Source organism: Thalassospira profundimaris (assembly GCF_003326755.1).
In the GTDB taxonomy this organism is placed as follows: domain Bacteria; phylum Pseudomonadota; class Alphaproteobacteria; order Rhodospirillales; family Thalassospiraceae; genus Thalassospira; species Thalassospira profundimaris_B.
On the sequence record NZ_JPWH01000002.1, the window covers coordinates 251,700 to 266,360 of the forward strand.

General features: G+C 55.2%; 10 protein-coding genes. 5 read left to right on the forward strand and 5 right to left on the reverse strand.

Annotated features, from left to right (window positions below; translation table 11 throughout):
* Positions 1-78: 78 nt before the first annotated feature.
* Together TH25_RS04190 and TH25_RS04195 are read right to left on the reverse strand one after the other, a co-directional pair.
* Positions 79-819: a hypothetical protein gene (locus tag TH25_RS04190; protein WP_114087168.1), complete on the reverse strand. Its 741-nt coding sequence runs from the start codon at positions 817-819 to the stop codon at positions 79-81.
* 146 nt (positions 820-965) lie between these two features.
* Complete coding sequence (locus TH25_RS04195) at positions 966-2,303, reverse strand: M48 family metalloprotease (RefSeq protein ID WP_114087169.1); 1,338 nt, start codon at positions 2,301-2,303, stop codon at positions 966-968.
* 85 nt (positions 2,304-2,388) lie between these two features.
* Here TH25_RS04195 and TH25_RS04200 point away from each other — a divergent pair, with 85 nt between their 5' ends.
* Positions 2,389-3,663 (forward strand): gamma-glutamyltransferase, encoded by a 1,275-nt coding sequence (locus TH25_RS04200; protein WP_258549025.1) that lies wholly within the window; start codon positions 2,389-2,391, stop codon positions 3,661-3,663.
* Positions 3,664-3,748: 85 nt separating this feature from the next.
* Entirely contained in the window at positions 3,749-4,900 is a 1,152-nt protein-coding gene (locus TH25_RS04205; protein ID WP_114087171.1) for a pyridoxal phosphate-dependent aminotransferase, read from the forward strand.
* A 47-nt stretch (positions 4,901-4,947) separates the two neighbouring features.
* On the opposite strand, the gene TH25_RS04210 is transcribed toward TH25_RS04205, so the two are convergent.
* Both TH25_RS04210 and TH25_RS04215 read right to left on the reverse strand, forming a co-directional pair.
* A complete protein-coding gene (locus TH25_RS04210) occupies positions 4,948-5,394 on the reverse strand; it encodes a DMT family transporter (protein ID WP_114087172.1) in 447 nt (148 codons plus the stop codon).
* 4 nt (positions 5,395-5,398) lie between these two features.
* Positions 5,399-5,929, reverse strand: coding sequence for a GNAT family N-acetyltransferase (locus tag TH25_RS04215; protein ID WP_114087173.1), 531 nt, complete (start codon positions 5,927-5,929; stop codon positions 5,399-5,401).
* 35 nt (positions 5,930-5,964) lie between these two features.
* Here TH25_RS04215 and TH25_RS04220 point away from each other — a divergent pair, with 35 nt between their 5' ends.
* Positions 5,965-6,534 carry a helix-turn-helix domain-containing protein gene (locus tag TH25_RS04220; RefSeq protein ID WP_114087174.1) on the forward strand — a complete coding sequence of 190 codons (570 nt, stop codon included), beginning with the start codon at positions 5,965-5,967 and terminating at the stop codon, positions 6,532-6,534.
* Between the two features lie 147 nt (positions 6,535-6,681).
* Here TH25_RS04220 and TH25_RS04225 read toward each other — a convergent pair whose 3' ends face one another.
* On the reverse strand, positions 6,682-9,798 hold the full coding sequence (locus tag TH25_RS04225; protein ID WP_114087175.1) for an Rne/Rng family ribonuclease: 3,117 nt from the start codon (positions 9,796-9,798) through the stop codon (positions 6,682-6,684).
* 861 nt (positions 9,799-10,659) lie between these two features.
* Between TH25_RS04225 and TH25_RS04230 the strand changes: the two genes are divergently transcribed.
* Both TH25_RS04230 and TH25_RS04235 read left to right on the forward strand, forming a co-directional pair.
* Positions 10,660-11,832: an N-acetylmuramoyl-L-alanine amidase gene (locus TH25_RS04230; RefSeq protein WP_258549026.1), complete on the forward strand. Its 1,173-nt coding sequence runs from the start codon at positions 10,660-10,662 to the stop codon at positions 11,830-11,832.
* A gap of 285 nt (positions 11,833-12,117) precedes the next feature.
* Positions 12,118-14,553, forward strand: coding sequence for a penicillin-binding protein 1A (locus TH25_RS04235; RefSeq protein ID WP_114087177.1), 2,436 nt, complete (start codon positions 12,118-12,120; stop codon positions 14,551-14,553).
* Positions 14,554-14,661: the final 108 nt, after the last annotated feature.

The following is a 14,661-nucleotide window of genomic DNA, read 5'->3' on the forward strand; positions in this document are numbered from 1 at the left end:
CCCTGTTCTAATTGTCCGGTGCCAGCGACGGTAGCACTTTGATAAAAATTCTCTTTTGCCTTGATACGGGACGGGTCTCTAGCGGGAAAGTAAAATATGCGAGAGGTAGGTCACAGCATGGGTTGGGCGGTTGGGATGCGGGGTGGCGGCAATGCCGATCCAGACCAGTTTGACATCGCGGGTATTGGTGTCGGGCCAGTAATGGCGATGTAACGTTGCAAGGTCCAGATAGTCGGTTTGCCAATAGCCGGTTTCATCCGGGGCAGGATGATTGAGCAGGGGCGTTTGACCCACCGGGCTGCCACCAACCGGAATTTGCAAAATATAGTCCACACCGGGCAGACCAATGCCGAGATCGTTTTCAGTCCAGCGGGTGGCCTTCTGGTTTTTGAACCCGAGAATAAGCGTGATGTCGCCCGCCATTGCCCCGTTTCGCAATTGCCAGTCAAAGGACAGGAAGGGGCTGCCAAGAATGGCGACATTGGTGCGCCGCCCGAGCTGTATTGGCTGGTTTTGCGACGGATGCGATGAAATGCCAAGTGCGATGCGCCCGTCAATATTGTCCCAGAACAGCGCGTCGCGTCGCGCGCCATTTTCAGGCATCCTGCCTGGCTTAGGGGAGGATATATCGGCAGATGGAGCGGCCGCATAAAGCCAGTATTCCGGCAGTTTTCCGGGCTTAAGCGAAAACGGCGCATAAAGCAGTTTTAGTCCGCCATCCGCATTGACCCCCGCGCCCGGCAAGGTACAGGCGGTAAGAAGAAAACCCAGCGCCAGTCCGATTATCAGGCCGACAGAGTGTCTAAAACGCTTACGCATATGATGACGGTGCTTTTTTTGCCTATGCCCGCTATTTCGCACGTGCTGATAACCAGGAAACAATAGCTGAGGAGATTGATCGGAACCGGAAAAACCGGGGCATTCACAGACAATATCTGTCGCGGGCACCCCGGTTTTTGGGGTGATCAGTTTGGTTTATCCGGTTCGGTCGCACGCAAAATATCCTGCGCGCGCTGCCAGGGGGCGGTGCCGCTTTTAAGTTCGCGATCCGCCTGCACGGCATGGTACCGCGCCGCACTGCGATCACCGGTCAACAGGCTGTATTCGGATTGCGAAAGCGAAGCTTCCCCCTGGTTATTGAGCCGCGATTCGGTAATGGCGCGGAAACGCCAGGCCGAGGCGTTGTCCCGTTCCTTTGACAGGGCGGCCAAAAGGTTTTCCTTCGCATCGGGCAGCAGATCGGCGTTGTTGGATTCCAGTTCGGCATGGGCCAGCAAAATACGAATGAGCGGTGCACCGTCGGACTGCTGAACGGCCTTTTTCAACGGTTCGATTGCTTCGTTGGCCTTGCCGAATTCCAGCAATACCTGGCCTTTCAGCTCGGCAAAATAGGGGTTTTCCGGTTCGTCGGCGATCAGGTCATTAATGCGGTCGAGTGCGGGTTGCAACTGCGAGTCGCGATAATAGCCAATGGCGCGGGCATAGCGTGCGGCTATGCTGGTATCCGATTCCGGGTACTGGCGCAGCGTCATTTGCAGGCCGTTGGTAAAGGCGTATAGCTTGGCCCGCATCCGGGCGTGGCGTTCATACAGGGCCGGGGAAACCTTGGCATCCTTAAGTGGTGAATTGGCAACATAGTTTTCCAGGAATTCAACACGTTCGGTGGTCAACGGGTGACTGCGCAGATACGGGTCCTGGTTGGCGGCACTTAACAGCTCCTGGCCTTCCAGCTTTTCCATGAAATCGCGCATCCCGCGCGCGGAAATGCCGGCCTCGGTCAGGAATTTGACACCGGCCTGGTCGGCACTGCTTTCCTGGGTGCGCGAATAGGCCAAAAAGTTGCGCTGGGCAATGTTCTGCCCGCCAATAACGGCTGCTGTTCCCACATCGGCCCGGCCCGCGGCCACACCGGCGGCAACACCCAGAACGGTGGAGAGAATGGAAATGGCCGATGCGTTGCGCAACTGGTCCTGCACGCGCGAAAGATGGCCACCGGCAATGTGGCCGGTTTCGTGCGCGATTACGCCCATCACCTGTTCGGGAGTATCTGCTTTCAACAGAAGCCCTGTATTGATAAAAAGTTTTTGCCCACCGGCAACGAAGGCATTGAGGCTGTTATCGGAAACAATGTAAACCGATACAGCCTGTGGATCGAGGCCAGCGGCCTTGAATATGGGCGTGGCATAGAGACGAAGGGTTTCTTCGATTTCCGTGTCACGGATAAATGAACGGCCTTGAGCGAAAGCAACGCTGGGCAAGGCAACAAGGAAAATGGCAGTGAGTGTTAAAATGCGTCTAAGCAAAATATGCGTTCCGTATGTTCGTTCATCCGGGCCAGGCGAAAAGTCATTTGGCCAGCCATCATGGCGGATCGCCGCGATTTGCGCAATGACTGCCATCCTTGGCGCATGTAGTAGCACACCACAAAATCTTGGCCAGATCGGGGCAGTGAAAGGTGTTTTGGGCGGTGTGACTGCCGATGAGCCTCTGGCGGTACAAACCGCGCGGGATGTTCTTTCGGCAGGGGGTACTGCCGCCGATGCCGCCGTGGCCCTTTATGCCACCATGACAGTGACCAAACCTTCGGTCGCCGGTATTGGCGGCGGCGGGGTGTGCGTGGTGCATGACCGCGCGGCCAAAAAGGTCGAAGTTCTTGATTTCTGGCCCCGTCCGGGAACACAAACAGCGGATGGTCAAATCCATACGGCTGTGCCCGGTGTGCCCCGTGGCCTTTATGCCCTAAGCGCGCGTTATGGCCGTCTGAACTGGGGACAACTGATTGCCAGTGCCGAGCAGGATGCGCGTTTTGGCATCCCGCTGTCACGCTCGCTCAAGATGGATATTGACGCATCACGCGAAAAAATCCTGTCAACGCCTTCCCTGGCAAATATCTACAGCCGCGATCGTCAACTTTTGAAAGTGGGCGACCGGGTGCAGCAAATGGGTCTGGGGGCGCTATTAACCTCGCTTCGGGTCAAGGGGCCGGGCGATTTTTATAATGGCGTGCTCGCCAGCCAGATTGTAAAGGCCGTGACCGCCGCAGGGGGCACATTAACGCTGGCTGATCTCAACAATTACAAACCCGTCTGGCGCGAAGCAACTGTGGTGAAATCGGGCAATGAAAATATTTATTTCAGTCAGGCGCCGAAATCGGCAACCGGGAAGGATGTTATCGCCGGAACCGATGATCTGGCGGGGATTTTGAACCGTTATTTGGCCGATATTGATAATGCACCGGCCAATGCGGCCAAAGGCGGGCGCAGCGGTTTTGTTGTTGTGGATGTCGAGGCAAATTCCGTTGCCTGTGAAACAACCATGACCGAACCGTTTGGTGTCGGAATCGGGGCGGATGCCTTTGGCCTTGATCTGGCCAGCGGCGATATTTCGCAGCCTTTGGTTGGCCCGGTTCTTAAGGTAAACCCCAATGTTTGGGAATTCTATTATGGCATCGCGGGGAGCGATACGCCCGCTGGTGCCACCAAGCAGATCGCGCAAATGGCCGAAGACCTGGAAGGGGCCGGCAGTGCCGCCAATGTTCCGCTGAACAATGATGGTGTGTCACTGGTGAACCGGGTGTCGTGCCCGCAGGGTATTCCGCCGCATCCGGAAAGCTGCCAGTTTGTGGCTGACCCGGCCGGGGCCGGGATGGCGATGGGCCGTTAACCTCGGGCTGATCTATCAAAAGACCCATTTCCTGCCTGTATGTGTTTCATGCAGGCAGGTTTCGTTTTGACGGACTGGATGGAAAATGACGCTGAAAAAATCTGAACGGGGTGCCATTTCACCCTTTATTGTCATGGATGTTTTGCGCGCAGCCAATATGCGCCAGCAAAGCGGCAAGGCGGTATATCACCTTGAGGTCGGACAACCGGGCACACCGGCCCCGCGCAAGGTACGCGAGGCGGCGGCCCGTGCCCTTGAGGATGATTTAATCGGCTATACCGACGCGCTGGGGGTTGAACCTTTGCGCACCGCCATTTGCGGGCATTATCAGCGTAAATTTGGTGTGTCGCTGGACCCGTCGCGCATTTGTGTTGCCAGTGGATCATCCTCCATTTTTGTGCTGGCGTTTCTGGCTGCCTTTGATGCGGGCGACCGCGTTGCAATGGCGGCCCCGGGTTATCCCGCTTACCGCAATATTCTGGGCGCACTGGGGATTGAAACCGTCACCCTGATGGCCGGACCCGAAAGCCATTACCAGCCGACAGTTGCGATGTTGGAAGCCCTGGATAAGCCGGTTGATGGTCTGATCCTTGCCAGCCCGTCCAACCCGGCGGGCAGCATGGTCTCGCGCGAAAAATTTGCCGAATTGGTGGCCTATTGCAAAAACAAGGGCATTCGCCTGATTTCAGACGAGATCTATCAGGGCATTTCCTTTGGTGATGTGGCCGATTCTACGGCTGTCGAATTTGGCGACGATGCCTTTATCGTAAACAGCTTTTCCAAATATTTTTCCATGACCGGCTGGCGTTTGGGCTGGGCTGTAGTGCCACCTGATCTGGGGCGCCAGGTGGAATGTTTGCAGCAGAACCTGTTTATTTCGGCACCAACCCTGTCGCAATTGGCTGCCGTTGCCGCCTTTGACTGCGAGGATGAATTGCAGGGCAATATTGCCGCCTATGCCCGGAACCGCGAAATCCTGCTTAATGACCTGCCCAGGGCCGGGTTTGACGAGTTTGCCCCGGCGGATGGGGCGTTTTATTTATATGCTGACGTCTCGCGCCATACAGATGATAGCGAGGCTTTCTGTAAACGCATGTTGGACGAGACAGGTGTTGCCGTAACACCGGGCACCGATTTTGACCCGTTTCGCGGCAAATCCTATGTGCGGTTTTCCTTTGCACATAGCGAACAAACCATGCTGGGGGCGGTAAAGGCCCTGCGTGACTGGCAAAAATGATCTGCCCCTGCGTGTAGGCGCATTCTGGCATAAATGGGCTGTTAAGTTCATATCCGTCGAAAGACGACCAGAACCGCCCCGATGATCAATAAAACAGCCCCTGCAATGGCGAAGGCCGAGTTTTGTGGTGGGCTGTTTGCCTTTATCATGTCCGCTGCCAGCCCGAAAACAAGCTGGCTGGCAATAAGAATGGCAATTGTCGAGGCCGCGCCCAACCGCTGATAGCCGATAATGCTGGCAAAGACAAAGAACGAGCCAAGAAGACCGGGAAGAACACTCCACGCCCGAAACTGGGTAATGACTTCGACAAAGCCCGAGAAGCCATTCCGGCTGACCAGGATCAGCATCAGGGCCGCCAGCCCGACAGCGGAATTTGTCACCAGAATGATCAGGGTGGTTGAGACGGTTTCGCTCATGCGGACCATCAGGCTGTTTTGAATAACAAGTGCTGCCCCGGCAGCAATCAAGAGCCCCAAGATTGGCAGAAATGTCATGGTCTTAGTGATCCTTGAGGTGATCCTTGGGGGTCAGGCGGGAATCAAGCACAAGTTGCAAAAAGACGAGATCAAGCCAGCGTCCGAATTTGCAACCCACTTCCCTGAGATGGCCGGTAGGGGTAAATCCCAGCTTTTCATGAAGCCGGATGGATCCGGTATTTTGGGCCTCAATCCCGGCCACCATGACATGTTTTCCCATGTCGCTGGCGTTTTTAATCAGGCTTTGCAGCAGGGCCTTGCCAATACCACCCCCACGGCGGTCCGCCCGAACATAAACTGAATGTTCGACAGTATGACGATAGCCATCCCATGCGCGCCAGTCACCAAACGAGGCATAACCCAACACGGTGTCCGTGTCATCAACGGCTACGAACACCGGGTAGCCCGCTTTCTGCCGCTCTGCCATCCAATGTTGGCGATTGGCGACATCAACGGTGGTATCGTTCCAGATGGCTGTCGTATTCGTTACGGCATCATTGTAAATTGTCATGATCGCTTCGGCGTCATCCTGGGTGGCGTTGCGGATTTTCATGTTGCTCTCGCTGTTTGTTCATTATAAGAATACATATGTCTACTATATTAAACGATATTGATCAACGAATTGGTGCGCGCATCCGCACGGAACGGGAAAAACGCGGGTGGTCCCTAACCGACCTTGCCGAGAAATCCGGGGTGTCGCGGGCAATGGTTTATAAGGTTGAACGTGGTGAAAGCAGCCCGACGGCGACGCTTTTGGCAAAGCTTTCCGGAGCGTTTAACCTGAGTATGTCAGCCTTGTTGTTGCTGGCGGAAAAGCATGAAGAACGCCTCGTGCGGGCGGCGGATCAGCCGGTGTGGGTGGACCCGCAAAGTGGATATGTGCGTCGCCATGTCTCTCCGACATCGGACTTCCCGCTTGATCTTGTGCGTGTTGATTTGCCTGCGGGTGCTGAAATTCCGATGCCCGCTGCGGCCTATTCATTTTTACGGCAACTGATATGGCTGCAGGAGGGCGAGCTTGTTTTCATCGAAGGTGGGGCGCGCCACGAAATGAAACCAGGTGACTGCCTGGAACTGGGGCCGCCATGCGACTGTGTTTTTAAAAATGAAAGTTCACAATCCTGCACATATGCCGTGATTGTTGTCCGTAAAGATTAACCGTTTGAGTGTGCAACAGGCCGGATAGTTTGGCTGTGCAGCTCTATTGGCGCACGATACCCCAAGAAGGCCCGTGGCGTATGCAGATACAACAACCCCCGCCAGAATATGGCGGGGGGTGTGTGTTTCAGGCGGGTAAGTGGCGGGTTAGTTGCTCCACCAGCCTTTGCGCTTGGGCTTTGGTTTCGCCGGGGCTGCGGGCGTGGTTTCGGTTTTTTCTGCCTCGGCCGGTTTTTTGGTGGCCGCAGCTTCGGTCGGTTTGGGCTCGCTGCTTGTGGGTGCAGTCACCGTCTCCGTTGCCGGTTTGGCTGGGCTAGGTTTGTCTGCTTCCAGATCAACCGGTTTGCTGCTGGCTTCCGTCTTTGCGACTGCGGGGTCCGGTTTCGGCGTTGCCGCAGGTTCAAAGGTTGCCTCAGGGGCAGATGCTGCCGGTGCAGCCGATGTTTCAGGTGCTGAAACGGTAGCTACGGCCTTGTTTGCTTCATCTTCACTGGTGGCTTCCGGTGCAGGGCCGTTCTGGATCGGGATATTGCGCACTTCGCCACGATCGTTACGGTCACCGTTATCGCGGCTGCGGCGGTTATCCTTGTTGCGGTCGCGACGGTCACGGCGCTGGCGGGCCGGAGCCGGGGCGGTTGTGCTGCGCTCGCGTGCTGCACGAATGCCGCCTTCTTCGCCTTCTTGCGGGCCAAAGCTGTCGGCATCCTGGCCTTCGCTATCGGCATCGATCACAAGGTCGGTTTCGCTGCCATCCGGCGCGGTATGGTCGCGTGCCCGGCGTTTTTCGGTTGCTTCGGCATCATCGGCAGGGGAAACGACGCGCGGTGCGGTTTCAAAATCCTGACGGCGCGACCGGCGACGGCCGCCGCGTTTACCGCGACGACGGCGTTTGCGTGATGATTCGTCATCATCGTCATTGTCATCGCCGTTATCCGACGCCGAACCGGTATCCTGATTACCGTCATTCGCGGCATCATTATCGTCATTATCGGATGACGGGGTGTCATCACGGTCATCCTGGCGGCCCCGACGGCGACGGCGACGGCGACGACGTTTGTTCTGGTCGTCATTGTCGCTGTTCTGATCGTTATCGTCGTCACGGCTGGTATTTTCAACCAGCTCTTCCTCGACCTTTTCGATCGGCGCTTCGATGGCGGTCAGCGATACACTGTCGGTATTGAGAACGGCGGTATGATGATGCTCTTCGTCACCGGCTTTCGGGGCGCGGGTGCGCTCGATCCGGTGATCCGGCGAAATTAGGCTGTCATCCCCGAAAATCATCACGGTGAAGCCGTAACGCTGTTCGATTTCGGCCAGGGAATCGCGTTTGCGATTCAGGATGTAAAGGGCGACCTCGCTGGCAACATGGACGGTCAGGGCACCCGCACGGCGGCGCATGCCTTCTTCCTCGATCACGCGCAACAGGTGCAGGGCCGAACTTTCGATTGAGCGAACCAGGCCAACGCCACGGCAATGGGTGCAGACCTCGAATGCGCTTTCAACCAGCGACGGACGCAGGCGCTGACGCGACATTTCAAGCAGACCAAACGGGCTGATGCGGCCAATTTGCAGGCGCGCCCGGTCGTTGCGCATCGCTTCTTTGAGCTTGCGTTCAACGGCCGACTGGTTGCGATGATCTTCCATGTCGATAAAGTCGACAACGATCAGACCTGCAAGGTCACGCAGGCGAAGCTGGCGGGCCAGTTCTTCGGCAGCTTCCAGGTTGGTTTTGTAAGCCGTTTCTTCGATATTGCGTTCGCGGGTCGACCGGCCAGAGTTAACGTCAATCGCAACCAGGGCTTCGGTCGGGTTGATCACAATGTAACCACCCGATTTAAGCTGGACAACCGGGTTCAACATGGCATCAAGCTGGCTTTCCACCTGGAAACGATGGAACAGCGGCACGCCCTGATCCTTGTAGGGCTGAACACGCTTGGCATGTGACGGCATCAGCATTTTCATGAAGTCTTTGGCAACGCGGTAGCCATCGTCGCCTTCGACCAGAACTTCATCCACATCGCGTGCATAAAGGTCACGGATGGACCGTTTGATCAGGTCGGCTTCTTCATAAATCAGGCAGGGGGCCTGGCTTTGCAGGGTGGTTTCGCGAATGCGGTCCCACAGGCGCATCAGGTAATCAAAGTCGCGCTTGATTTCGGCCTTGGTCCGTTCGGCCCCCGCAGTACGGACAATAACCGCCATGCCGCCGGGAATTTCCAGCTCTGCCAGAATGGATTTCAGGCGCTTGCGATCCTGCGCATTGGTGATCTTGCGTGAAATGCCGCCACCCCGCGGGGTGTTGGGCATCAAAACGCAATAACGACCGGCCAGCGACAGGAAGGTGGAAAGGGCGGCACCCTTATTGCCACGTTCTTCCTTAACAACCTGAACCAGCAAAATCTGGCGGCGTTTGATCACTTCCTGGATCTTGTAGCGTTTTTGCAGTTGCGGGCGCACATTATCGGAGAAATCATCGGTGTCATCGCCACCCATGTCTTCGATATTTTCGTCATCATTGACGGTTTCGGTGTCGTTTTCGTCAATATCGACCGAAATTTCGGCAATCTCGGCAGCCATCGTGGCAACGGTGTTCGAGCCACCATTGTTGCCGTCATCCCCGTTATCGTCATCGTCCTGGTTCGATGCGTCGGTTGATGCGTCGCTGGTGCCTGCATCATTTTCGTCGGTTTTTTTGCGCCGGTTGCGCACACGGCGACGGCGCGGTTTGGCATCTTCGTCACTGTTATCGATACCGGCCGCATCACTGTTTTCCGGTGCTGCTGTATCATCAGCTGCATCGGCGGCATCGGTTGCCTCTTCGGGTTTGTCAGATGCGTCGGCGCTATCGGTGCTTGCCTCGTCCTTGCGCGGCTTGCGGCGCGAGCGCGATCGTGTCTGCCGTTTTTCTTTTTTCGGGGTATCGTCATCATCCCCGCCGATATTGTCTTCGACAATTTCGGCATCCCGAACAGATTGTGTGCTGTTCTGTGCCCGCGTAATTGCTTCGCGGTCAGCAACGGGGATTTGATAATAATCGGAATGGATTTCGCTAAATGCCAGAAACCCGTGGCGATTCCCGCCATAATCGACAAATGCCGCCTGCAACGAGGGCTCAACCCGCGTTACCTTGGCAAGGTAGATATTACCTTTTATCTGTTTCTTGGTCGATGTTTCGACGTCGTATTCTTCTAGGCGATTTCCATTAATAACAACGACGCGGCTTTCTTCCGCGTGCGTTGCGTCGATGAGCATACGTTTGACCATTCGGAACCTGTTCCTAAAGGTCCCGCCAGTTTAATGCGTCTCGCTAAAGTGTGCTGATATGCAAACAAACCGGCGTTACCGAAGGCGCCGCCCACAAAGGTCGCGATATGTCCGTGATATGTATGGTTCATCGCGTTTCGGCTGCTCTTTCGGTATGGACCTGGTTTTGGTGTTAAAAATAAGAATTGCTTATGTCTGTATCGAGCGCGCCACGACAGCCTGATTTGGGAGGGCTCTATCGGGAGCGGGGATTGCCGCGTCACCGAGACACCGACCCGAGGAACTGCCACGTCGCGTCCTCAGCCTGACGGAGAATATTTTTGTCCCGTAAAGCATAGGAATCTCGGCGACAACATATCTCTTTTATTCTCAAGCCACAAACAATTTTGTTGCGTTCCGCTCAAGGTTTGTTCGCCTTGTGCATCAAAATCCCCGTTTTTTCCGGCTTTCATAGGCAGAAAAGAAAATTTGTCGCAAATAATTGCGATCATAACGATTTTTCAATTATTGGCGCGATTTGCAAATCGCGGTGACTTTGCCCCGCACAGATCAGCAGGGAACGGCATGAAGAATCGTCTGGATAAATAATGGCTGTACGCCACCCGCCAAAACACATAGAGAACACCCCATATGGTAAGGATGCAGGAATTGTGGAATGGGCCGCTGGGTCAATTACCCGTTAACTTTCTGGTTGCTATAAGCACAAACGGCATATGGTGTGTCGATATATCCGAAAAGCGGTAAAGCAGAATGGGGTCGGTGGTGCTTTTGCAAGGCAGGCAAAAACTCACGCAAGGCGGAATGTTGGGCGGTCGGGGTGCACGTGCGCTTGTCCTCGCCTTTTTATACTGCTTTTTTGCATTGACCCTCAGCACCGTGGCAGAGGCCAAAACGGCCAAGGTTCTGGGCGCGCGTCTTGGCGTTTATCCCGACAAAACACGCTTTGTGATCGACCTTGATAGCGAGGTTGACTACACCTATTTCCTATTGCCCGATCCGTTTCGCATTATCATTGACATGCCTGAAATCGACTGGAGCGCCCCGCCGGGCAAGGTGACATCCGGGGGCGGACTTATTTCGGGTTTGCGTTATGGCCTGTTTAAACCCGGCACGTTTCGCGTTGTTCTGGATGTGAGCAAGCCCGCCCTGATTTCCAAGATTTTTACTCTGCCTGCCAGCGGGGGGAAACCAAACCGCCTTGTGATTGATATTGCCCCCACATCCCGCGATACCTTTATGGCGGCATCGCGCGAAAGCATGGCGGCCTATTCGGCGCGCCAGCGCAACGATACCTCGGTCACGGAAAAGAGCGAGGATGTCGCGGTTGAAACCGGTAAAACCACCGGGCCGCGCAAACCGCTGATTGCCATCGATGCCGGGCATGGCGGGGTTGACCCCGGTACCATCGGGGTAGGGGGTATTTATGAAAAGGACATCACGCTGGCGGCAGCACGGGAACTGGCAAAGGTGCTAACGGATTCGGGGCGTTATCGCGCCCTTTTGACCCGTGACAAGGATGTGTTCCTGAAATTGCGTCAGCGTACCGAGATTGCGCGAAAAAACCACGCCGATCTGTTTTTGTCCCTTCATGCCGATTCCATTTCCGATCCCAATCATCGTGGGGCCTCGGTTTATACGCTGTCTGAAAACGCATCGGACAAGGAAGCATCGGCCCTGGCAAGCAAGGAAAACAAGGCCGATGTCATTGCGGGGATTGACCTTTCCGAGGAAAATTCGCTGGTGCAAAGCATTTTGATTGACCTTGCCCAGCGTGAAACCATGAATTTGTCGTCCAATTTTGCCACCGATATGGTGCGGGAACTGGCAAGCGATGTGAAATTGCAGCAACGGACCCACCGGTTTGCCGGTTTTGCCGTTTTGAAGGCACCGGATATTCCCTCTGCCCTGTTTGAAATGGGGTATTTGTCCAATCCGACAGATGCCAAATTGCTGCAATCACCGGCACACCGGGAAAAAATGGCAAAGGCCATTTTGCGGGCTTTGGACGACTATTTCAAAACCCACAAATTTTGACGGCTTCGGTAGTGGCAAAAATCATCTTATTTTGTCATGTCATGAAATTTTGCCGTTGTTTTGCCCGGTTTTGTCCCTACAGTTACTCTGACAAAGGTATAGGGTGCGTCTGTGCAGGTGCGGATTTTCATTAAAATCGACTGAAATTCGGGGATCAGAAAGCCGGGAGCCACGTTCCTGTGCAACGGGGCCACTTTTTTGCCGCGATGATAGGGCTTTGTGATATTCGTCCGAGCATGCACCCGCCCAGGCGGCAACAACAGCGAAACGATAAAGATCCGTTTAATGCGTATTTTTCTGACAATTACCGGTGTGCTTTTCCTGCTGGCAGTAGCAGGCGGGGCATGTGTTCTTGGTGTTTTCTGGCATTTTGGCCGGGACCTGCCTGACTATACCCAACTGGCTGATTACGAGCCGGAGGTTATGACCCGTGTTCACGCCGGCGACGGTGCCCTGATCGCGGAATATGCCAAGGAAAAACGTGTTTTTGTGCCGATCGAGCAGATCCCGCGCAAGGTCATTAATGCCTTTGTCGCTGCCGAAGACCAGAATTTCTGGACCCATCCCGGTATCGATTTTCCCAGTGTGTTTCGCGCGGCATTGACCAATATTGCCAATATCGGGTCCGGGCGTCGTCCTGTCGGGGCGTCAACCATTACCCAGCAGGTGGCAAAAAACTTTTTGCTGACCAACGAGGTTTCCTATGACCGTAAAATCAAGGAAGCCATCCTGTCTTTCCGGATCGAACAGGCCTTTTCCAAAAAACATATTCTGGAATTGTATCTGAACGAAATTTATCTGGGACGGGGCAGCTATGGTGTTGCGGCTGCGGCATTGCGCTATTTTGACAAATCCCTTGATGAATTGACCGTGGCCGAGGCCGCCTATCTGGGGGCTTTGCCCAAGGCACCTTCCAATTATGACCCGGTACGGGACCATGATGCGGCAAAAGGGCGTCGGAACTGGGTGATCGGGCGTATGCTCGACGAGGGCTATATTACCGAGGATCAGGCCAAAGAAGCCCTTGCCGCGCCCCTGATTGGCAAGGACCGTGAATCGGTCGATTATTATGCCAATGCGGATTATTTCGCCGAGGAAGTGCGCCGGGAACTGGTGGATCGGTATGGTGAAAACGTCCTGTATAATGGCGGTTTGTCGGTCCGGACATCAGTTGATCCGAAATTGCAGACCATTGCCAACAAGGTAATGTTTGATGGCTTGGTGGACTATGACCGTCGTCATGGCTGGCGGGGTCCGCTCGCCAAAATCGATATTTCCGGCGATTGGCAGAAACCGCTGGAACAGGTTCAGGCACCGCATGATGTGCCGTGGTTAAAGGCGGTTGTGCTGCGCCTGGATGGCAACGATGCCATGATCGGGCTTGAAAATGGCAAACAGGGGAAAATCCCGTTTGAGCAAATGAAATGGGCACGCCCCTGGGTAAAGGGCCAGCGCGTTGGCGGTGCGGTAAGCAAGGCGTCCGATGTGGTTAACCCCGGTGATGTCGTGATGGTTGCCAGCCTGAAAGATGATGACGGCAAGGTTCTCGATGGCAGTTATTCGCTCCAGCAAATTCCCAACGTCAATGGTGGGCTTGTGGCAATGGACCCGCATACCGGCCGTGTTCTGGCAATGTCGGGCGGTTTTTCGCATGATATGTCCAAATTCAACCGCGCGACCCAGGCCCATCGCCAGCCTGGTTCGGCTTTCAAACCCTTTGTTTATGTTGCGGCAATGGATTCCGGTTTTACGCCGTCCTCGCTTGTGCTTGATGCGCCGTTCGTGATTGATCAGGGACCAGGGCAGGGCAAATGGAAGCCGGGCAACTATAGTGGCAAGTTTTATGGTCCCTCGACCTTGCGCCTGGGGATTGAACTTTCGCGAAATCTGATGACGGTGCGTCTGGCTCAGACCATTGGGATGGAAAAGGTCGTCAACTATGCCGAAAAATTTGGTGTGGTGGACAGCATGCCCGCCGTTCTTTCGATGTCGCTGGGCGCTGCCGAAACCACCGTTTTGCGGCTGACCAATGCCTATTCCGAACTGGTTAATGGTGGCAAGAAACTGACCCCGACCCTGATTGACCGTATTCAGGACCGTCGTGGCAAGGTGATTTACCGCCGGGATGACCGGCAGTGCCCGGACTGCCAGGATGTGGTTTATAATGGTCAGTTGCCGCCTGAACTGCCTGATAATCGCGAACAACTGACCGATCCGGCCAGTGCCTTCCAGATTGTTTCAATGCTTGAAGGGGTTATTCAGCGCGGGACGGGGCGTCGCATGCGTAACTTGCCGTTCCCGCTGGCGGGTAAAACCGGTACCACCAACGATTCCCGCGATGCCTGGTTTGTCGGGTTTACCCCCGATCTGGCCCTTGGCGTTTATGTTGGCTTTGATGATAACCGTTCGCTGGGGGATCGTGAACAGGGGGCGTCGGCAGCAGCCCCTATTTTCCAGGAATTCATGGCAAAGGCGATGGATGGCGTCAAACCGGTTCCGTTCCGGACCCCACCCGGTATTCGGATGGTGCGTGTTGATGCGCGAAGTGGCCTTCCCGCACAGGCAGGTGACAGCAATGTTATTTGGGAGGCCTTCAAACCCGGCACCATTCCCGAACGCAATGATCGGGTGATTGATGGCAGTTCCCCGAATGGTGGGGGTAGCGGAAGCATGGGAAGCAGTAGCGATGGCGGCATTTCCAGCCCCAGCGGTATTTATTAGGCCTGTCAACGCGTTATCATGAACCGGTACATGAGTGAAAAGGGTTGGAGACCATCGTCTCCGGCCCTTTTTCCTGCACGGATGGAAGGACGAATTGTTTCTGTCTGT